The 20,295-nt window shown below is 63.1% G+C and carries 17 protein-coding genes and 2 tRNA genes; 5 read left to right on the top strand and 14 right to left on the bottom strand.

What is annotated here, in order from left to right:
• Window positions 1-66 precede the first annotated feature (66 nt).
• Together EDD25_RS16490 and EDD25_RS16485 are read left to right on the top strand one after the other, a co-directional pair.
• Complete coding sequence (locus tag EDD25_RS16490) at window positions 67-807, top strand: GAF domain-containing protein (protein ID WP_134174878.1); 741 nt, start codon at window positions 67-69, stop codon at window positions 805-807.
• The gene (locus tag EDD25_RS16485) at window positions 804-1,610 is read left to right on the top strand and encodes a S8 family serine peptidase (protein ID WP_134174876.1); all 807 of its coding nucleotides are present in this window, start codon (window positions 804-806) and stop codon (window positions 1,608-1,610) included. The genes EDD25_RS16490 and EDD25_RS16485 overlap by 4 nt, the downstream gene beginning before the upstream one ends.
• A 338-nt stretch (window positions 1,611-1,948) precedes the next feature.
• Here the strand turns inward: EDD25_RS16485 and EDD25_RS16480 are convergent, their stop codons facing one another.
• The 4 genes from EDD25_RS16480 to EDD25_RS16465 all read right to left on the bottom strand — a co-directional run bounded on the left by EDD25_RS16480 (window position 1,949) and on the right by EDD25_RS16465 (window position 7,098).
• Window positions 1,949-3,667, bottom strand: a complete 1,719-nt coding sequence (locus EDD25_RS16480; protein ID WP_166671331.1) for a CHASE2 domain-containing protein — start codon at window positions 3,665-3,667, stop codon at window positions 1,949-1,951.
• Between the two features lie 1,002 nt (window positions 3,668-4,669).
• Window positions 4,670-4,743 (bottom strand) — tRNA-Ile (locus tag EDD25_RS16475).
• A gap of 24 nt (window positions 4,744-4,767) precedes the next feature.
• Complete coding sequence (locus EDD25_RS16470) at window positions 4,768-6,030, bottom strand: glycosyltransferase (protein ID WP_241986622.1); 1,263 nt, start codon at window positions 6,028-6,030, stop codon at window positions 4,768-4,770.
• 153 nt (window positions 6,031-6,183) lie between these two features.
• Window positions 6,184-7,098 carry a DMT family transporter gene (locus EDD25_RS16465; RefSeq protein WP_134174873.1) on the bottom strand — a complete coding sequence of 305 codons (915 nt, stop codon included), beginning with the start codon at window positions 7,096-7,098 and terminating at the stop codon, window positions 6,184-6,186.
• Between the two features lie 40 nt (window positions 7,099-7,138).
• Between EDD25_RS16465 and def the strand changes: the two genes are divergently transcribed.
• Window positions 7,139-7,723 carry a peptide deformylase gene (gene def / locus EDD25_RS16460; protein ID WP_134174871.1) on the top strand — a complete coding sequence of 195 codons (585 nt, stop codon included), beginning with the start codon at window positions 7,139-7,141 and terminating at the stop codon, window positions 7,721-7,723.
• 8 nt (window positions 7,724-7,731) lie between these two features.
• Here def and EDD25_RS16455 read toward each other — a convergent pair whose 3' ends face one another.
• Both EDD25_RS16455 and EDD25_RS16450 read right to left on the bottom strand, forming a co-directional pair.
• Entirely contained in the window at window positions 7,732-8,037 is a 306-nt protein-coding gene (locus EDD25_RS16455) for an AzlD domain-containing protein (RefSeq protein ID WP_134174869.1), read from the bottom strand.
• The gene (locus EDD25_RS16450; protein ID WP_422386811.1) at window positions 8,034-8,228 is read right to left on the bottom strand and encodes a hypothetical protein; all 195 of its coding nucleotides are present in this window, start codon (window positions 8,226-8,228) and stop codon (window positions 8,034-8,036) included. The genes EDD25_RS16455 and EDD25_RS16450 overlap by 4 nt, the downstream gene beginning before the upstream one ends.
• Before the next feature lie 303 nt (window positions 8,229-8,531).
• Between EDD25_RS16450 and istA the strand changes: the two genes are divergently transcribed.
• Window positions 8,532-10,013, top strand: a complete 1,482-nt coding sequence (istA, locus tag EDD25_RS16445; protein ID WP_134175076.1) for an IS21 family transposase — start codon at window positions 8,532-8,534, stop codon at window positions 10,011-10,013.
• Complete coding sequence (istB, locus tag EDD25_RS16440) at window positions 10,010-10,741, top strand: IS21-like element helper ATPase IstB (RefSeq protein ID WP_175183030.1); 732 nt, start codon at window positions 10,010-10,012, stop codon at window positions 10,739-10,741. The genes istA and istB overlap by 4 nt, the downstream gene beginning before the upstream one ends.
• Window positions 10,742-10,858: 117 nt before the next feature.
• Here the strand turns inward: istB and EDD25_RS16435 are convergent, their stop codons facing one another.
• The 8 genes from EDD25_RS16435 to dnaG form a co-directional block, all read right to left on the bottom strand.
• Entirely contained in the window at window positions 10,859-11,476 is a 618-nt protein-coding gene (locus EDD25_RS16435) for an AzlC family ABC transporter permease (RefSeq protein ID WP_166671330.1), read from the bottom strand.
• A gap of 53 nt (window positions 11,477-11,529) precedes the next feature.
• Window positions 11,530-11,602: transfer RNA gene (locus tag EDD25_RS16430), tRNA-Asn, on the bottom strand.
• 187 nt (window positions 11,603-11,789) lie between these two features.
• On the bottom strand, window positions 11,790-12,656 hold the full coding sequence (locus EDD25_RS16425; protein ID WP_134174865.1) for an ATP-binding cassette domain-containing protein: 867 nt from the start codon (window positions 12,654-12,656) through the stop codon (window positions 11,790-11,792).
• 5 nt (window positions 12,657-12,661) lie between these two features.
• Entirely contained in the window at window positions 12,662-14,365 is a 1,704-nt protein-coding gene (locus tag EDD25_RS16420; protein ID WP_241986376.1) for a dipeptide ABC transporter ATP-binding protein, read from the bottom strand.
• On the bottom strand, window positions 14,362-15,441 hold the full coding sequence (locus tag EDD25_RS16415; RefSeq protein ID WP_134174863.1) for an ABC transporter permease: 1,080 nt from the start codon (window positions 15,439-15,441) through the stop codon (window positions 14,362-14,364). Before EDD25_RS16415 ends, EDD25_RS16420 begins: the two co-directional genes overlap by 4 nt.
• Window position 15,442: 1 nt before the next feature.
• Window positions 15,443-16,534 (bottom strand): ABC transporter permease, encoded by a 1,092-nt coding sequence (locus EDD25_RS16410; protein WP_134175627.1) that lies wholly within the window; start codon window positions 16,532-16,534, stop codon window positions 15,443-15,445.
• Between the two features lie 92 nt (window positions 16,535-16,626).
• A complete protein-coding gene (locus EDD25_RS16405) occupies window positions 16,627-18,264 on the bottom strand; it encodes an ABC transporter substrate-binding protein (protein ID WP_134174861.1) in 1,638 nt (545 codons plus the stop codon).
• 151 nt (window positions 18,265-18,415) lie between these two features.
• Window positions 18,416-20,272 carry a DNA primase gene (dnaG, locus tag EDD25_RS16400; protein ID WP_134174859.1) on the bottom strand — a complete coding sequence of 619 codons (1,857 nt, stop codon included), beginning with the start codon at window positions 20,270-20,272 and terminating at the stop codon, window positions 18,416-18,418.
• Between the last annotated feature and the right edge of the window lie 23 nt (window positions 20,273-20,295).

Below are 20,295 nucleotides of genomic sequence, written 5' to 3'. Positions count from 1 at the left end.
ACGTCTTGAACTGAAATGGGCTCGCGATGGTTGTCACGTGCACGCTAAGCAGACCAGACTGGCGCCATGACCGAATTCACCGCCGACCTTGTTTCGCTGGTCGCCCGCCTAGGAAACGCGCTCGGCGTAGCGACCCGACCGACAGCGCTCGAGGGCGAGCTGAACCGTGCGACTGCCGCCATTCGTGCACTCTTTGATGCCGCCGCCGCATCCTGCGCGCTCGTCCAATCGGAAGGTAATGAGATTCGATTCATCGCCGCCAACGGCATCGGCGCGACGATGATCACCGGCAGGACTATGCCGGTCGAGCGAGGCATCGCAGGCTGGGTGGCGATGACCGGCCAGCCGATCGCCATCGCCAACGTCAGTGTCGATGCCCGATTCGCCCGCGATGTGGCCGAGGAAACCAGCTACATTCCGACATCCATCCTCGCTGCACCGCTTCTCGGCGAAGATGGAGAGGTGCTCGGCGTGATTGAAGTGCTCGATGCGCGCGCAATCAACCAGAACACAGGCCGTGATCTCGACATACTTGGGCTCATCGGGTCACAGCTCGCGGCCACCGTCCGACTCTCCACCACATTTGACCGCCTGGGCTCCGTGCTGCTAACCGCACTCGCCGATGCGAAAAACGACGAGGACTTCGCCCGCGCACTTGCGTCACTCGCGGATGCGGATGATGCCGGTAAGAATTTGGCCGAGCTCGCGCTCGCCATTCATCGGATCTCGGACGCTGGACCCAACGGTCAGAAGTTCGCTCTCACCGTTCTAACTGCCGCCCTCGACTATTCGCGAGGTCGCGCGTGACACTTCCCGAGTGGTCGTCCGCCTTCAGCGACGCGGTGCTGCGGCCCATCACGCCCCTGCCGCTACCTACACCGACCCATACCTGGGCATGGGGTTCCGCGACTGGAAAGGGCGTAAAGGTCGCCGTCATCGACAGCGGGGTCTCAGCTGATCATCCTCGAGTGGCCCGGCTGGCGGGTAGCATCGCGATCGAACCGGATGACAGGTCGGTCGACGGTTGCCGGATAGTCGAAGGACCGCACGAGGACCTGTACGGTCACGGAACTGCCTGCGCGGGAATCATCCGCATGATGGCCCCGGAGGCCGACATCTACAGCGTCCGGGTGCTCGGCAAAAACCTGAGCACCCGTGGGGCGATGTTCGCTGCGGCCATCCGTTGGTCGATCGATCACGGCATGAACGTCGCCAACCTTAGCTTGAGTAGCCGCAGCGAGCAATGGTTCGGCCCATTGCACGCCCTCGCCGATGAGGCATACTTCCACAACCTCATGCTGGTCTGCGCGGCGAACAATGTCCCAGGCCCCACTTATCCGTCTCAGTATGCGTCGGTGTTTTCGGTCGCCGCGCGCGAGGGAGATGACCCGTTCTCGATCGCCTACAACCCGCGCCCGCCGGTCGAGTTTGGCGCTCCGGGCATTGACGTCGACGTGGCATGGGCGACGGGCAGCATCACAGCGACCGGCAATAGCTTCGCCGCACCGCACATCGCAGGGTTGGTTACGCTGCTGCTGTCAAAGCATCCAGAACTGACGCCGTTTCAGGTGAAATCAGTCCTGCACGCCCTGTCTACGAACGCCCAATAGAAAGACTCGCTGGCAATCACCGATCTGAGCCCGGGGTTGCTCAAGCCTCGGTCGGCAGCACCAAGACTGGTGCTGGCGGGTCAGGGGCTGGGATGGCCACTCTCGAGTCGTACTCGCGTGGCACATTGACCGACAGGATTATCGGACACGTCACCGTGTATACCAGCTCCAGAGCCCTCAAAAAGTTGGGGCGAGGCATTCTTGGTATCGAATCCTCGACGTCCGGACCATGGCATCCTGCGCCAGATGTAGGAGGCATATCGAGACGGGTCGCGAAAACTCCAATCCGTTCCAGAAATTCCTGAATCGGGACTGAAAAAGAGGATTTGTAATCGTGACTATGGCGAAACGTTGGTCGCCTGCACGCGAATGACCGAAAGCGGGCGGTCGATTCCCTTCACCAAAACGGTTTCACGACTGCCGTGGAGCCATTCCGCTGAACCTGCGGCCTCTTCCGAAGCGACGACCTGCCCGCCGCGCGCAAGCCCGCAAAGCCGCGAGCCCACATTGATCGGATCACCGATGACGGAGTACTGACGCCGATCTGCAGGCCCAACGTGGCTCGCAACTACCAACCCCGCATGCAGGCCCATGCCGAACTCGATGCGCGGCAGGCCAGCCGCATCGAGGCTCGCGGCAAGTGAAGGAAGGTCCACCAGCAGATTCGATGACGCCTCCCGCGCATCCCGGATCGGGTCCTCGAGAATGCGTGGAGCGCCAAACACTGAAAAGACTTCGTCACCAACGAACTGCATGACGGTGCCCTCGTGGGCGAACACGCGCTCACAGACGTAGTCGTAGAAGATGTCGAGCACACGCTGAACGTCACCGGGATCGAGACTCGCTGCCATCGGGGTAAAGGACCGGAGGTCACAGAAGAGGATGCCAACCGTGAGCCGTTCGCCCGCTCCCGCACCCTCGCCGCGACCTTCGCGGAGAAGCGCAAGAGCTACGTCCCGCGGCACATATCGGGAAAATAACCGCTCGGCAGTCTGTCGATCGCGCTGCTCCGCAATTGCCCTGACGCCGAGGCTCACCACACCCGCCGCAAGAATGCCTATCGGGATGCGAACGAAGTCAGGCAACCACCCGAATAATTGGAACAGCACGAGACCGACAGCGGTGACTATCAAGATGCTGCCGAACGCCACCAGCACAGCCCACCACAGGTGGAGTCGACGTGCCGCGAAGGCGACGGGAAGCCCGAAGACGAGCACCGCGACCCCGGTGACCCATGGCCAATACGGCACCACCCAGGCGTTCTGAAGGATCGTACTTATGGCTTGAGCTTGCACGATAACCCCAGGGGTGGTCACGCCTGGCTGAAGAGGCGTGATGTGCCGATCACCAACTCCCCCTTCGGTCACGCCCAACACCACGATTGCATTGCGAAGTTGATCGTCCACAGCACCCGCGAGCACATCCTCCGCCGAGACGATGGCAGTGTCGTCGGTCCAATGGATCCGGAGTGCAGAGTCGGACTCGACAGGGATCGTCTCCGCACCCACCTGAACGGCCGATGGGCGCACGATCACCGGATCGATAACCCCGTCCAGTGCGTCGACCGTGCGTACAGCGAGCGCAGGCACGAACTCCCCGTCTGACGTCTCGACGAACGCGGGGAGCGAGCGCAGCACCCCGTCGCTGTCGGCAAGCACGACTGCGTGCCCGACTCCCGTTGCGTTGGCGAGGACAGCCTGGGGCAGCGTACTCCCGCCGCTGACCTGAAGCCAGCGCGATCGGAAGGTGGATGCGGCGCTGAAATCCTGCGCCGCCACGAAGGGGCCGCTGGACAGTGCTTCAGCAACAGCAACGTCGGATGCAGAAGCGACGATGTCCACCGCCACGACCGCCGGGCCAGCAGCAGAAATCATGCGGAGCAGGCTTGCTTGCACGTCGTCACTCCACGGCCACTCTCCGCGCGCGGCGACGGATGCTTCGTCCACCGCAACGACCACAACACGTGCGTCGGCGGAGCCATCGGTCCACAGCAGATCGGATGCATGACGTACCGCCGATTCACCGATTCCGCCGAGTGCAGCCAGCGCGGCAAGCAAAGCAACAGCAAACCCAACGACTAGAGGCGCCCACCTGGCTCCGAGACGCGTGACTCGCGCTCGGCCTCCGGTTGTCCCCGTCGATGGGGTCACGTCATGAGACGGCGTCACGAGGACACAGGTCCAAACTCGAGCACAGTCACAACGTCATCATCCACCCTGAAGCGGTTCGGCAAGTGATTCGCGGGGAAGCAATATGCGATCAGGTCGCTGAACGAGTCGGGATCGTCGACTGGCTTGAATGGTTCCCGAAGCCCGGCTTTGTCTACCCATCGTTCGTCGAGCTCGACTGCGACCGTCCGATGGGTCCCGCCGCCGGCTCGGGAGCGTTCGTCGTGTTTCGAAGGGGATCATCGCGTGTACGTCGTACACGCGTACAGGAAAATAATTTTAACACGTGGGATGGCCGGAGACGGGACGTAGCTGACCGAGTTGCTGCAAATGGAGTGGCGACAACGATCACGTAGGCCAGGTGGAGCGACGTTTCCAAGAGGTGCCGAACCAACAGGTCGAACCGTGGCGTTCCCAAGTGAACACCGACCTGATCGAGGGCACGCTAGATGGATCGAGCCGAGCCGTGCACTACTCGCCGTCAGGGATCCGATCGGTCGCGGGGACCGAATAAACGGTGAATAAACGGGAGTGCATCAAGTCTTGCTATTCACGGTAAACAAAAAAACCTGATCAATCCGATTTCCAAACGGGACGGCGGCAACTTGAACCCAGGACCCGACGTCCTATGATCCCTCCCCACAGTGGTCAGACGACGAACGAACCGCGGATTTCCGGGCCTCCCAGCTCACACTTCGACGAGGTTTTAGCAATAAACAATCAATAAACAATGGCAGACCAAAGCCTTGCAGCATGGCGAGGACTAGAACATCTGATCACGCCAGGTTTTTGAGAGACGGGTCGGGACTCGAACCCAAAACTAAAGCGAGAATCATCAAGTTTCGGTTACCAAATGCGGACGAAAATACCTGATCAACACAATATTTCTAGTAGGGCGACTGGGACTTGAACCCAGGACCGACGGGTTATGAGCCCGGTGCTCTAACCAGCTGAGCTACCGCCCCGAACGTTCGACGAGCCCGCAGTGTTCAGTCTGTGGATCGGGTCGAAGCGCCGTTGGTGACCGTATCGGTCACCGGCTCTCCACGATACAGGCATTCGAACGTATTCAATGTGCGCCGGATGTCGTGTGCCTCAATCATCTTGAGAGACTCGCGCTTGAAGCGCTCCAAGTCGGCTGCCGGGAGACTCAGCACGCGGGTGATCTTATCGGCCAGGTCCTGGGCGTCGCCGGGACGGAACAGGTAGCCGTTTTCGTCATTGTGAACGAGATGCGGGAGAGCCATGGCATTCGCAGCGACGATCGGGAGCCCGGACGCCATCGCTTCCATCGTCGCAATGCTCTGCAGCTCCGCGATCGACGGCATGGCGAAGAGCGTCGAACGGGAATAGGCGGCCCGCAGTTCCTCGTCAGTGACGTAACCGGTGAAGGTTACGTTGGCCCTGATGCCGAGGGTGTCCGCGAGGTGCTCAAGGTTGCGCTTCTGGTCTCCGCCACCCACAATCTCGATCTGAGCCTTGAGGGCCGGATCGAGGCGAGCCGCGGCCTGAAGCAGAACATCGATCTGCTTTTCTCCCGTCACCCGGCCGACGAAGAGGATTCTGTTCTCGCTGCGTGGTTCAAAATTCGGAGTGTAGTTCTCCGCGTCGATGCCGCAGGAAATTGCATGCACACCGGTCAGTCCCGTGTATTTCTCGAGGAATTCTGCGGCGCTCCGCGTCGGCGTGGTCACGGCCTCCGCCCGGCCAAACGTTCGACGGGCGGCGCGCCAGGCTGCCTTGATCACCCGATCTTGAAGTCCAACCGGGACGAGAGAAAACTTGACCATGTTTTCTGGCATAACGTGATTGGTGCCGATAATGCGCAATCCGCGTTTCTCGGCCTCGATGGTGACGCCGCGGCCCATGTTGATGTGCGACTGAAAATGCACCACATCCGGACGAAAACTGTCGAGAATGTGGCGACTCTCACGCCGAATGATCCACGGAAGTGCGAACCGGAGCCAATCGTGGGGATACCAGCGCCAGCTGTGCAGGCGATGCACGACCATCGGCTGGCCCTCGTGCATTTCGGTCCACGTGCCGAACTTTCGAGACGTCGACGGCGCCACCACCTGCACCTCATGGCCGCGGGACACCAGCCCTGCCGCGAGGCGTTCGGCGAATTTCGCCGCGCCGTTCACGTCAGGCGCGAATGTGTCGGCTGCGATCAGCACGCGAATCGGCTCCTTGGCCGACTGGGGCGCGGCTTCCGGTGCCGAGTTGCTGTGCACGTCAGGCGAATCTGACAAGAGGCGAGGTCCCTACGTTAGTGTGCCGGGGATCTTCGTCCGGCTAGAAAACTGGTATCTGTCGGGTGGAGATGCGGTGTCTTAGCTCTTCATTCTAAACCGGACCTCGAGTTTCAACACACGGTTCGTAGGCGCGCCCCGGTTTTGCACGGCTCAGCGGTCCAACCCTGGGTGATACCGAGCCAGCAGGAAGACCCCCCAGATCGCGACGGCCCCGGCGATGACGAAGGCAATTCCCGCCCAGGCGGGGGCCTGGGACGTCTCGCCCAGGACAACGATGCCGATTCCGACCGCGACCAGCGGGTCGATGACCGTGAGTCCGGCTATCACCAGGTCCGGGGGGCCTGACGAATACGCGTTCTGCACGAAATAGCCACCGAGAACGCCGGCGGCCACGAGCCCAACGACACAGACAAGCGTCAGCCAATCGAAGTCTCCGTACTTCGTGCGGGTGATGACGACCTTGGCGAGGGTGGCAACGAAGCCGTAGAGCACTCCGGCGCCGAGGATGTAGAAGATGGCCTGGAACTTCGAGCGGAGGAACCCAAAGGCAAGTCCGAACAGGGCCAGAACCAGGGCGAGCACAATGAGGATGGTAATCAGGTTAGCGTCTGTCACCGGCTTGTCAACGGCGGTGAAGGCGGCGACCGTGACGAAGAGTCCCACTCCGCCCACACACATGGCGATTGCCACCTTCGACCCATAGTTGAGTGGCACCCGACTCACCCGAGCATTCAGGATTGCGGTCATCACGAGGGCGACAGCACCAAGTGGCTGCACGACGATGATGGGCGCGAATCCCAGGCTGGTCAGCTGAAATACGATGGCCAGTCCCAGCATGAGCGTGCCGAACACCCAGGAGGGGCGACTGAGCAGCAGTAACAGCTGCCGAAGATTCAGCCCGCTCGTCACGCCAGCAGTCGTGGCCTCGACCTTGTTAACGCCGCGGTGCTGGAACTGCGCACCGAGGGAGAGAAAGATCGCACCAATCAGGGCCAACGGAATTCCGATGGCCTGCCGCGGGTCAATGGTGATCTCCGCTGCCAGATCTGTCAGGTCAGTGGTCACCTGACGACTTTACCGAGATCCATGCGGATATTCTTGATGAATGGCCGTACGCGCAATAGGTATTTCAGGTGACCCCGTTCTGCACTCCCCCGCCGCACCCGTTGTCGAGTTTGACGACGATCTGCGCCAGCTTGTGCACGACATGTTCGAAACGATGGATGCGGCGCCCGGTGTCGGCCTCGCTGCCCCGCAAGTGGGGGTCGGCCAGCGCATCTTCACATACAGTTTCCAGGATGATGACGGCGTCGCCTGGCGCGGCGTGGCCATCAATCCGGAGTTGTGGATCACCCCGGTGCCCGCCGGCGTCGCCGAGATTGAGGGTGACGACGAGGAGCTCGATGATGAAGAGGGCTGTTTGTCCTTCCCCGGGGAACGATTCCCGCTGCGCCGGGCCGAGTGTGCGATCCTGCGGGCCGTCGACCTCGACAACAAGCCGTTTGAGATTCGTGCGGACGGATGGTTGGCCCGAATTTTCCAGCATGAATTCGACCACCTGGACGGAACGCTGTACGTGGACCGCCTGGAACACATCTATTTGAAGATGGCTCGCAAGGTCAGCCGGAAGCGTGGATGGGGCCAGCCCGGGCGCAGCTGGGTTCCCGGAATCGACAACCTCGAAGGGTGACCGTGTAGCTACGAGAGCGCGCGGATGGCCGCGGCTACGATGGCCGCGGCCATCACGACCACGATGAACGGCACCTTGAGCCAGAACAGAACGGCGGCCACGAGCACGGCCGGCACGCGCGCATCGAGCACAATCGCCTGCCCGTTGCCGAGGGTCTGCACCGCAATGAGCGCGGCGAGCAGCGCCACCGTGAGCAGATCTGCGATGCGGGCGGGCGCCTGCCGACTCAGCACGGAAATCGGAACGAGATAGCCGGCAAATTTGATCGCGAGCACGGCTATCGATCCAGCAATGACGATCTGCCAGATCGTCACGAGCCCAGCTCCGGAACGGGTGCCCCATCAGCTGGTCGGTCGAACCAGTTGAACCAGCCCACGAGCACGGCCACGAGGGCAGCCACAAGCACCGGAAGACCGGGCGTGAGTATGGGAGTGACGGATGCCGCGACGACGGCAGCCAGGGCTGCGACAGTGAGGGGTTGACGGCGCTTCAGTCTCGGCCACAACAGTCCAACAAACGCGGCGGCAGCCGCGGCTGTGTGTGATCAACTCTTTGTAGGCCGTTTCGGCGCTGGATTCCTGCCAAGTTAGCGGCTGGTTTCCTGCCAAAAAAGCGCTAAGAATCAGGCCAGCAGATTCCCCTCCAAAACCTTGGATCCGGGGATGCGTAGAGATTGAGATCACCGGTGGCCGTGGCCCTCTCCCAAGCGATGGAGACATGGGCCCGCCACCCCCCGATAGGTTCCTAAAGGCGTGTCTACTGCCAAGCGGTCGCGCCGGAAGGAACCAGGAAGCAGATGACGGTACCCATGTCCGTGCAAGAAAATATCAGAACTCTCGACTCCCACGGAATTGCGGGCCGTGAAATCGCCCGCCGGTTGGGAGTCAGCCGCGACGCGGTGGTCAAATACACCGGTCAACGTGACTACTCACCCCAGCCTCCGGCGCCGATGGCCCGGCCCGCGGGCTCGGCGATGACTGGGTTTGAAACGACCGTGGAAGAGTGGTTGAGCGAGGACCAGCGCCGACCCCGGAAGCAACGCCACACGGCCAAGCGGGTCTTTGACCGGTTGGTCGCCGAGAGGGGTTTCACCGGCAGTTACTCTCCGGTGCAACGCTTCGTGAAGAAGTGGAACGACCTTCATCGCCAGGCCGGGGAGGGCTTCACCGAATTGGTCTGGCCGGCCGGCACCGCGCAGGTCGACTTCGGCCAGGCCGAGGCCATCATCGGCGGGCTCCGGCAGGTCCTGCATATCTTCGTTGTCACGTTTCCGTTCTCGAACATGCGCTTCGTGCAGGCCTACCGCGGCGAAACCGCCGAGTGCGTCTGCCACGGGCTGCGCACTGTGTTTGATCACATCGGTGCTGCGCCGCGGCACTTGGTCTTTGACAATGCCACTGGCATCGGACGACGCGTCGGCACCAAGGTCGTCGAGACCAAGCTGTTTGGCGCGTTCAAACTGCACTACCGATCCGAATCCAGATACTGCAATCCATACTCCGGCAACGAGAAAGGCAACGTGGAAAACGCCGTCGGGTTCCTCCGCCGGAACCTGATGGTCCCCGAGCCCGAAGCAGCCACCTTGCAGGGCCTGAACGAGGTGCTGATGACGCGGTGCCTGGCGCTGGCTGAGGCCACGCACTACCGGAAAGGCCTGCCCATCAGCGAGCTCTTCGCCCAGGACGTCGCTGCCAGCCTGGCGTTGCCCGGCGTCGGCTTTGACCCGGTGCGTTACGAGTCCCGCACCGCCGACAAGAAGGGCAACCTCCTCATCGACGGGAACACCTACGCGGCCGGTTCCTCCTTCCACAGCCGCACCCTCACGGTCGGATTACGCCACGACGTCATCGAGATCCTCGACGAACAGTCGACGCCCGTCCGCTCCTTCCCGCGGGCCTTCGGACGACAGACCGAGACGATCTTCGGACCGGCCGCGCTCCTGCCGTTGCTAGTGACCAAGCCCGGCGCCTGGAGCCATTCCCAGCTGCGGCCGTTGGTCCCAGGGCCCGTGCGCGACTGGCTCGACAAGGCCACCGCAACCAACCGGCGCCGACTTCTCAGTGCCGTTGATGCCGCATCAGGATCGGCCGGGTTCGATGCTGCCATCACTGCTGCTGACATGCTGATCCAGCGCGGAGACACCCCGGAGATCGCTGCGTTGGGCATGCTCGCCCGGCGCCTGGCCGGCGGGACCAGCCCGGCAGTGGAGAACGTGGACTTGAGCGTTTATGACATCTTCACCGCCGACGCCTTCACTACCGTCAACACGCTGACGGGAGAAATCGCATGACCCTGATCACTGCGCAGGACATCATCGCGACCGGCCGGCAAGCATCGCTGACCCACGCCGTGCTGGTCGAATGGGCCGAGAAAGGCACCCCGAAACAACGCGAATACCTTCACGGAGTGCTCCTGGCCGAGCACGAATCCCGACAAGCATCACGCCGTCAACGACTGTTGACGGCCGCTCGGCTGCCGGCGCTGAAATCGCTCACAGGTTTCGACTACTCAAGCGTGAAATTCCCCGAGGACTACGGCCGGGAGGAGCTGACGTCGTTGGATTTCATCAACCGGGCCGAAGACCTGGTCCTCTACGGCGACGTTGGCACCGGCAAAACCCACCTCGCCAGCGCGCTCATCGCCGCCGCCTGCCAGCAAGGAATCCCAGGCCGCTTCTACACGACCTCGTCGCTAGTGATGCAGCTGCGCCGCGCCAAAGACGAAGGCCGCCTCGACCGGGAACTAGCCAACATAGCGAAGAACCGGCTCATCGCAATTGACGAATTTGGCTACCTCCCGATTGATACTGAGGGAGCTCGGCTCTTGTTCCAAGTCATCGCGGATGGTTATGAAAAAAGAAGCCTGATCATCACAACAAATCTAGAATTTTCGCGCTGGGGAACGGTGTTCGGCGACGACAACATGGCCGCAGCCGTCATCGACCGCATCGTCCACCACGGCCGCCTCCTCCAGTTTCGCGGCGAGTCCTACCGCGTGAAGCACGCGCTCATGAAATAGCCCTGGACCGGCCCGGCCGACCTCGAACCTGACGCCGACCGGGCCACCGCAACGCCCTGCTCCAAGGCTCGTGGCGACGGAGTTAACCCCGAAAACCGGCCGATGAGGCCGCGGTGCTCAACTGGCCGGAAACGGTGCTGAACTGGCAGGTTTCTTAGCGCTGAAATGGCCGGCTTCAAGTTGACAAAACACAGCGGCGTCGAGACCGTATGCGCGAGTGTCACCCATGGCGTCGCCAATCAGCGCACCGAGGAGCGTGGTGAGGTTCCAACCGATGAAGACGGCAAGGCCCGTCACCCAGAAGCCGGTGCGGCGACTGCGCGGTGTGGGCTGAGCCAGTCCAACGGCGGTGGACTCGTCAATGGTCAGCCACGCCGCGGCCGTTCGTTTCCACCACCCGCGACCGATCATCGGTGAGGTCCTGATTCCGTAGATTCCATTCCGCACTCCCAGAAGAGCGGCTCCGGCGATAGCGGCGGGCCCGGACGCCGCGCCGCCCGTGGCAAGTACGCCAACGAGTGCGAATTGGGAACCACCGGAGAACATCACGATGCTCAGGAAGCACGTTTGCGCGATGGACAGACCGGCGGCGACCGAGAGTGCGCCGAACGAGATCCCGTAGGCCGCGGTTGCGAGCCCCACGGCCAGTCCGCTTCGTCTCGCGAGACGTTGGTTCCCACGCTCAATGGTCTCGTCGGGGGAATCACCGGAGGAATTCACGCTGTCCGCTCTCACAAAACCGTTCAACAAAAAAGGCCACCCGGGGTGGAGCCCTGAGTGACCTTTCGCTCCCCGACTTGGACTCGAACCAAGAACCTGCGCATTAACAGTGCGCTGCTCTGCCAATTGAGCTATCGGGGAATACATGTGCTTTACCAACCGGCGCAGCTGTACTACTCTACCAAGCCACAGAACCTCCCCAAAGCCAATTGAGTGCCCACTGCCCCCCAAAAAGACCCCCGTGGCCCGAAAACACGCGCTTTCCGGGCTTCTTTCGGTCCATCCGCGAGCGTCAACTCGGGCGTGTCGCCCCGGTTGGCTGTTGAACCTAGACGGGATCGTCATCCAGGGCGAGATCATGGTCCACGCCGGCATCGTCTGCGGCGAACGCCGCGGCCAACCCCGCAACGTACGGATGCCACGGATCATCAAATACCTCGTCGATGGTGCCGAGTGCCACGAGTACGCCCTGGTGCATGACGCCGATTCGATTCGCGACACGGCGCAGCACAGCGAGGTCGTGACTGATCACGAGGGCCGAAAAGGCGCGTTCACGCTGCAACTCCCCGATCAGGTCGATAACGGCGTTTCGCACGATAACGTCAACACCGGCAGTGGGCTCATCGGCGATCAGCAGGCTCGGACCGAACACGAGGGAGCGCGCGAGCGCGACGCGTTGCCGCTGGCCGCTGGGAAGCTCGTACGGGTACTTCCCGAGCACATTGAGCGGAAGCCGCACCGCATCCACCATCGTCGCCACTCGGGTTTCCAGGGCGCGGTGGTTGTAGCGCCGGTCGCGCTCGAGCACAGGTTCGGCAACGATTTCGGCAACGGTCAGCGTAGACGGCAGGGTCTCAGCCGCGTCCTGCGCCAGCATCCCGACCCCGAAGGTCAGTCGGCGTTGCCGCCGCCGACTGATCCGGCGCAGGGGAAAACCGAGAACGGTCGCTTCCCCTCCGGTGATCTGCGGTCGCACGCCGCTGCTGTCGCTTGACGCGGTCCTGCCGGAGAGCACCCGGGCAATCGTGCTCTTTCCCGAGCCGCTTTCTCCCAACAGCCCGATGACCTCGCCCGCCTCAATGCGCATGTTGAGACCGTGCACCGCCACGAAGGCGGGGCTGGCCCCATGGGGCGCGTACTCGATGGTCAGGTCACTCGTCACGATCGGGAACAAGGGTGCCGCGCCAGGTTTCATGCCTTCTATCCTGCCGCACGCAAACGGCGAAGCCCCTCCCGACGTTCGGCCTGCTCAATCGGATCCGGCACGGGCAGTGATGCGAGCAGTCTCTGTGTGTAGGGATCCTTCGGCGCACCAAGCACCTCAGCCCCGGTGCCCTCCTCGACAAGTTTGCCCTTGTACAGCACGGCGATCCGGTCGGCGAGAATGTCAACGACGGCGAGGTCATGACTGATGAACAGGGCGGCGAAACCGAATTCGCGTTGCAGCTCCGCGAAGAGTTCAAGCACCCGCGCCTGCACCGAGACATCAAGCGCACTGGTCGGCTCGTCGGCGATGAGCAGCGTCGGCTCAAGCGCCAGTGACCGCGCGAGGCTCGCCCGCTGCCGCTGTCCCCCACTGAGCTCATGCGGGTACCGGTCACCGTAGTTCTTGGGCAGCTGCACAGCCTCAAGCAGTTCGTCCACGCGTCGACGCGCGGCCTTGGCATTCGCCGCGCGGCCGTGAACCAGCAGCGGTTCGGCGACGCATTCGGCGATGGTCAGCAGCGGATTGAAGCTCGACGCCGGGTCCTGGAACACGAAGCCGATGTCGCTGCGGAGTGGTTTGAATCGGCGTTCCTTGAAGCCGAGCATCTCATGCCCGAGCACGCGCAGGGAGCCATCCGTCACCCTGGTGAGTCCGGCAATCGCTCGACCGATCGTGGTCTTGCCCGACCCGCTCTCGCCGACAAGTCCGAGGACCTCGCCGGGGCGAATCAGGAAACTCACACCATCGACGGCCGTGAATCCCGGCCGGCCCAGCCGACCGGGGTACTGGATCTTCAGGTTCGCCGCCACGACGACGGGCGTCGACTCGGCCCACCCCGGTGCACGTGCGACCGCGCGTTCCTGCGCTCGCACCGTGCCCTGGCCCACGTGGGGTACGGCCGCCAGCAGCTTTTTCGTGTATTCGTGCTGGGGGTTACTGAACAGTTCGCGCGCTCCGGCCTCCTCCACGACCTTGCCCTCGAACATCACCACCACGCGGTCGGCCAGGTCGGCGACAACGCCCATGTTGTGGGTGATGAGCACAATGGCCGTTCCGAATTCATCGCGGCATCGACGCAGCAGGTCGAGAATCTCGGCCTGTACCGTCACATCGAGAGCCGTGGTCGGCTCATCGGCCACGATGAGTCCCGGGTCGAGCACGAGGGCCATAGCGATGACGACGCGCTGCTTCTGCCCGCCGGAGAACTGGTGCGGAAAGTAGTTCACACGCGTTTCCGGCTCAGGGATGCCGACGCGACCCAGGATCTCAATGGCCTTGACCCTGGCCTCCGCCCTGGTGAATTTGCCGTGCGAGCGAATGCCCTCGGCGATCTGCCACCCGACGGTGTAGACCGGGTTGAGTGCCGTTGACGGCTCCTGGAACACCATTGACACGTCGGTGCCGCGCATCTGGCGCAGCGCCTGCTTGCTGACCGACAGCACGTCGTTCGAGTGCCCGCCGTCCTTGCTCCCAAGGATCACGGCGCCGCGCGCCGTTGCCGTATCGGGAAGGAGACCGAGGATGGTCTTTGCCGTTACGGTCTTGCCGCTTCCGCTCTCGCCCACAATGGCCAGGACTTCGCCGGGAGCGACCGTGAGGCTCACTCCGTCGACGGCTTTGACCGCGCCGGCATCGGTGGCGAAAACCACGTCGAGATTGGAGATCGTGACGACGTTCTTCACGGGCTGGGCGCTCATTCTCGAGCCTCGATTCCGTCGGTGGGGGGTGACGCGGGGCCCTCGAGACCGGCAAGGCCGCCGGGGCCCGCAACGAGGGTGCCGCCGGGCACGACGGATGTTTCCGCAACCGTGCCGTCGGATGCGCCAGGGGCTCGTCGGCTGCGCAGGCGCGGGTCGGCGAGGTCGTTGAGGCTCTCACCAACGAGGGTGATTCCGAGCACCACGAGAACGATGGCGAGTCCGGGGAAGAGGCTCGTCCACCAGATTCCACTCGTGACGTCGGACAGCGACTTGTTGAGGTCGTAGCCCCACTCGGCCGCGGCCGACGGCTCGATGCCGAACCCGATGAAGCCGAGGCCAGCCAGGGTGAGCACGGCCTCTGAGGCGTTGAGCGTGAAGATGAGCGGGAGGGTGCGGGTGGCATTGCGGAAGATGTGCTTGAACATGATCCGAAAGTTGCTCGCTCCGAGCACCCGAGCGGATTCAACGTAGGCCTCCGCTTTGATCCGCACGGTTTCAGCACGGATGACCCGAAAATACTGGGGAATGAAGACGACCGTGATCGAGATGGCGGCGGCAAGGATGCCACCGACGAGGTCGGATCGACCGCCCGAAATCACGATGGCCATCACGATGGCGAGCAGGAGCGACGGGAACGCATAGACGGCGTCGCTGACCACGACGAGTATGCGGTCGAGCCAGCCGCCGAAGTAGCCGGAGACCAGGCCGAGTGCGACTCCGGCAAAGATCGAGAGCAGAACGGCGACGATCATCACGACGATCGCGGTCTGTGATCCCCAAATGACACGGGACAGCACGTCATAGCCGCCGACGGTCGTGCCGAGCCAGTGCGCGGCGTCGGGTGGCTGCTGGGCGCCGAATGGTCCGCTGGCATCGCGCAGCTGGCTGAAGCCGTACGGCGCGAGCAGCGGGGCGAACAGCGAGGTGAGGATGAAGACGCCCGTGATGATGAGGCCGGCGACCAGCATGCCGCGTTGCAGACCGACACTCTGCCGCAACTGGTGCACGACGGGGAGTTTGGTCCACTTCGCTGGGGGGCGGGGTTTGCTGTCGTATGGAGCAACCGAGGTCATCTCAGTACCTCACTCTCGGGTCGATCACGGCGGCGATGATGTCCACGATGAAGTTGGACAGGGCCACGATGACCGCCAGCAGAGCGACGATGCCCTGGACGGCGACGAAGTCTCTGGCCTGAATGAACTGGATCAGCATGAAGCCGAGACCCTTCCACTCAAACGTAGTCTCGGTCAGCACTGCGCCACCCAGCAGGAGGGCAATCTGGAGGCCGATCACGGTGATGATCGGGATAAGTGCAGGGCGGTACGCGTGCTTGCGTACCAGCCGGAATTCGTTGACGCCTCGCGAGCGGGCCGCGTTCACGTAGTCGGTACCGAGTGTGCCGATCACGTTGGTGCGCACCAGGCGCAGGAAGACGCCCGCCGTTAGCAGGCCGAGCGCGAGCGCCGGGAGAACGGCGTGGGAGAGGACATCGCCGAGCACGGCCGCGTTTCCGGTTTGAATGGCGTCGATCGTGTACACGCCGGTCTTGTTGGGCAGGAACTGCATCTGCAACTCCGCGCCCGTTGATGCGCGCCCGGCGACGGGCAGAACCTTGAGCCACACCGCGAAGACCAGTTTGAGCAGCAGTCCGGCGAAGAATACCGGGGTGGCGTAGCAGAGGATGGCGAAGACGCGCAGGAACGCGTCAGGGGCCTTGTCGCGCCAGTACGCTGCGACCATGCCGAGGGGGATCCCCACGATGAAGGCAACGAGGAGGGCGTAGAACACGAGCTCGGCCGTGGCCAGCCCGTACGTGGTGAGCACCTCGGAGACGGGCCGGTTCGTGCTGATCGTTGTTCCGAAATTGCCGCTGAAGACCTGCCCCAGGTACTCGAAATACTGAACGATGATCGGCCGGTCGTACCCGGCGGCGTGGATTCGCTCCGCGAGCTGGTCGGGGCTCAAACGCCCACCGAGTGCCGCCGTAATCGGGTCCCCGGTCGTACGCATGAGCCAGAAGACCATCGATACGAGGATGAAGATGGTGGGGATGATGAGCAGGAAGCGGGTGATCAGATAGCGCCCGATTCCACCCCCGGGGGACGTGCGTTTACGCCGGGTCGGCCTCAGGGCCGGAGACGGCGGCTTAATGGCCACAGTGGACATACTCACCTAACGATTTCAAATGAATCGGGGGCATCCAGCAACACTGGATGCCCCCGCGATCAAGCTAGTGAGAACTCTAGCCGGTGAAGCGCCTAGCCCTTGCTGAGTGCTCCATAGCGGAACTTGAACGACGCGTCGAGTGTGTCTTCTGCGCCACTGATGTTCGTTCCGGTGATGGCCACCTGTGCACCCTGGAGCAGGGGCAGGGTCGGCAGCTGGTCCGCGACCTTGTCCTGGATCTGCTCGATGAGTGCCGTGCGCTCAGCCTTGTCGGGCGTGACTGCCTGCTGCAGGATGAGATCGTTGACCTCGGTGTCGCTGTAGTGGTTCTTGATGAAGTTCTCCGTGAGGAAGAACGGCGTCAGGTAGTTGTCCGCATCCGAGTAGTCCGGGAACCAGCCGAGCTGGTAGAGCGGGTACACGTCGGCGGTGCGGTCCTTCACGTACTGCACGTACTCGGTCGACTGCAGGTCGACCGTGAACAGGCCGGAGGATTCCAACTGGTCCTTGATCAAGGCGTACTCGTCGGACGAACCCGGGCCGTAGTGGTCCGTGTTGTACTGCAGGTTCAACGCGACGGGGGTGCTGACGCCTGCTGCATCGAGCGTGGCCCTGGCCTTGTCGACATCGGGTCCTCCCTCGCCGTCGCCGTAGAGGCCCTTGAGGGACTCGGTGGCGCCGGTCAGTCCGTCCGGTACGTAGGAGTACAGCGGCGTGTAGGTGCCCTTGTAGACCTGGTCGGCCAGCTCGGCGCGGTTCACGACGTCTGCGGTTGCAGCGCGAACGGCGAGGGCCTTGGCCGGGTCGGCGTCCGCGGTTGTGGCGCCGAAGGGCTGCGTGTCGAAGTTGAAGACGATGTAGCGAATCTCACCACCGGGACCGTCAACAACCTGGACCTTGTCGTTGCCGCGCAGGTCGTCGATATCGGTCGCCGACAGGCTGCGCCATGCCACGTCGATGCCGCCCTCCTGCACGTCGAGCTTGAGGTTGGAGGCATCCGCGTAGTACTTCACGTTGACGACGTCGGTCTTGGCCGGACCCAGAAGACCCTGGTAGCCCTCGTAGGCCTCGTAGGACAGCAGGTTGTTGAAGTCGTAGCTCGCGAGCTCGTACTGACCGGCGAAGGCCTTGCCGTCGACGATGTCCTTGTCGGGCGTGATCGCGTCGGCCGAGAAGACATCCTCGTCAACGATCGGACCGGCGGGGCTGGACAGGATCTGCGGGAAGATCTGGTCATCGGCCTGCTTGAGCGTGAAGACCACGGTCAAGTCGTCGACGACCTTGGTGCTTTCCAGGTTGTAGAGAAGCGAGGAGGGTCCGTTGTCGGCCTTGATCGCGAGCTGGCGGTCGAAGCTGAACTTCACGTCGGAGGCCGTGAGGTCGTTGCCGTTGGCCCATTTGAGGTCGGGCTTGAGGGTGACCGTGTATTCCGTCGGCGACGTGAACTCGGCCTTGCTGGCGATGTCCGGGGCAACGTCGGCACTGCCGTAAGCGCTGTTCATGAGGAACGGGAACACCTGCGTCTGAACCGAGAAGGAACCGTTGTCGTAGGAACCGGCAGGGTCAAGGGTGGTGATCTTGTCGGTCGTGCCGATGACGATTGGCCCACCCGCGGCGGCGTCGCCGTCGGAGGTACCGCCGGCTGAGCAGCCGGCGAGCACGAGCGCCGCGATGGACAGTCCTGCTGCGGCAGCGAGGGTCCGTTTGCCGTGGGTGTGTGCGGATGTCATATCCGTAGACCTCTTCCTGTTGGGAGAACCAATTCCCCGGCACCCGATGGCGCGTCGGAAAGGTTAAGCTGTAAAAACAGAAGTAGCACACAATTCGCGGCTTGCCCCACCACGCCGCAGCTTCTTTACAGAGCTGCAACATTGCCGAGTCTTATTCGTCGCGAAGGCTGCGTCTTTCGGCCTCGACGCGCATGATTTCTCGCTGCAGGGTGACGTACACGTCACGATTGGCGGGGTCGGTTCGCTGCAGACGCCCGCGCAGCTCCGCGTTCTGCCGGAGCAGGTCTTTTTCGATCAGAGCGATGCTGACATCACGCACATATCCGGTGATCTCCCGGCCGGGACGCTCCGGCAGGGGGGCCATGGCGAGCTGCTGCACGAGATTGGCGAGCGTCTCCGGCACGGCCGCGAGCACGTGGTCGAGCCAGTCGGCATTGCCTGCATGTTGCAGGCTCGCGGCAATCGCGTCGCGTGCAATCGCGAGGCTCGAATTCGAGAAGTTTGTCTGCACGGCGCGCGCCAGGATATCGGGGCCCACGAGCGTTGGATGCTGCAGCATGGCCATGAGGCCGTCACGTTCCATCCGGGTGACCGGGTCGGTCGGCAATTCCAGAAGTGAAAAGGGCCTTTCCGGTGGAGCCTCTTCCGTGCCGGCCGTATGACGAACGGGGGCGTTCGGGGCGCGCGAGCGGCCCTGGGCGGTGGAGACAGCCTTGCGCACCTCGCCGAGATCGACGCCGAGCATGCGCGCGAGTTCGCGGGTGTAGCCAGGACGCAGGGCCGGGTCTCGAATGTCCCCGACGATCGGCGCTGCCGCGCGGAGAGCACCGATTCGACCTTCGACCGTCTCCAGGTTGTACTGCCCGAGCAACTGGCGAATCATGAATTCGAACATGGGCTTCTTCGAGTCGACCAGACGACGAACGGCGTCGTCTCCGCGGTGCAGCCGCAGATCGCAGGGGTCGAAGCCCTCGGGCGCCACGGCCACGAAGGTCTGGGCGCTGAAACGCTGTTCCTCGCTGAAGGCGCGCATGGCGGCCTTCTGTCCGGCAGCATCCGGGTCAAACGTGAACACCACCTCGCCGACCCCGCTGTCGTCACCCATCACCCGGCGCAGCACCTTGATGTGATCCACGCCGAAAGACGTGCCGCAGGTCGCGACGGCCGTCGTCACACCGGCGAGGTGACAGGCCATGACGTCGGTGTACCCCTCGACCACGACGACCTGGTGGTTGCGGGAGATATCGCGCTTGGCCAGATCGAGCCCGTAGAGAACCTGCGCCTTGTGATAGACGGGTGATTCGGGGGTGTTGAGGTACTTGGGCCCCTTGTCGTCATCGAGGAGTTTGCGTGCGCCAAAGCCGATGGTCTGCCCGGTGATGTCGCGAATGGGCCACACGAGCCGGCCGCGAAAGCGGTCGTAAACGCCGCGCTCACCGCTGGAGACGAGCCCGGACAGGGTGAGCTCGTCGTCCGTGAAACCCTTGGCCCGCAAATGCCTGGTGAGAGCATCCCAACTCTTCGGGGCGAAGCCCACACCGAAGTGCGCGGCGGCCTGGGCATCGAAGCCCCGTCCGCCCAGGAAATCCCGGCCGATCTGCGCCTCGGGGCTGCCGAGCCGGTCGACGAAGAAATCTGCCGCGGCCTGGTTGGCGGCGAGCAGCCTGGCCCGGTTGCCGTGGTCGGGCGCGGCTCCCCCGCCGTCTTCGTAGTGCAGCTCGAGCCCGGCGCGTCCGGCGAGCCGCTCGACGGCTTCGCTGAACGTGACGTGGTCCATCTTCTGCAGGAACGAGTACACATCGCCGCTCTCGCCGCAACCGAAACAGTGGTAGAAACCCACCTGTGAACGAACATGGAAACTCGGGGTGCGCTCGTCGTGGAACGGGCACAGGCCCTTCATGGACCCGACACCGGCAGATTTCAACTGCACGTAGTCGCCGACAATGTCGGCAATGTTGGTGCGGGCCTTGACCTCTTCGATGTCACCTTGTCGAATCAGTCCAGCCATGACCGAATTCTACCTGTCCAGCC

It is taken from the genome of Cryobacterium psychrophilum, assembly GCF_004365915.1.
In the GTDB taxonomy this organism is placed as follows: domain Bacteria; phylum Actinomycetota; class Actinomycetes; order Actinomycetales; family Microbacteriaceae; genus Cryobacterium; species Cryobacterium psychrophilum.
This window is presented reverse-complemented; position numbering and strand designations above follow the sequence as displayed.

Excerpts from the sequence above, each read along its gene's own strand:
- EDD25_RS16425 (WP_134174865.1), bottom strand. The coding sequence starts at position 12,656 with ATGAAACCTGGCGCGGCACCCTTGTTCCCGATCGTGACGAGTGACCTG.
- istA (WP_134175076.1), top strand. The coding sequence starts at position 8,532 with ATGTCCGTGCAAGAAAATATCAGAACTCTCGACTCCCACGGAATTGCG.
- istB (WP_175183030.1), top strand. The coding sequence starts at position 10,010 with ATGACCCTGATCACTGCGCAGGACATCATCGCGACCGGCCGGCAAGCA.
- EDD25_RS16415 (WP_134174863.1), bottom strand. The coding sequence starts at position 15,441 with ATGACCTCGGTTGCTCCATACGACAGCAAACCCCGCCCCCCAGCGAAG.
- dnaG (WP_134174859.1), bottom strand. The coding sequence starts at position 20,272 with ATGGCTGGACTGATTCGACAAGGTGACATCGAAGAGGTCAAGGCCCGC.
- EDD25_RS16490 (WP_134174878.1), top strand. The coding sequence starts at position 67 with ATGACCGAATTCACCGCCGACCTTGTTTCGCTGGTCGCCCGCCTAGGA.
- def (WP_134174871.1), top strand. The coding sequence starts at position 7,139 with ATGGCCGTACGCGCAATAGGTATTTCAGGTGACCCCGTTCTGCACTCC.
- EDD25_RS16410 (WP_134175627.1), bottom strand. The coding sequence starts at position 16,534 with ATGTCCACTGTGGCCATTAAGCCGCCGTCTCCGGCCCTGAGGCCGACC.
- EDD25_RS16405 (WP_134174861.1), bottom strand. The coding sequence starts at position 18,264 with ATGACATCCGCACACACCCACGGCAAACGGACCCTCGCTGCCGCAGCA.
- EDD25_RS16420 (WP_241986376.1), bottom strand. The coding sequence starts at position 14,365 with ATGAGCGCCCAGCCCGTGAAGAACGTCGTCACGATCTCCAATCTCGAC.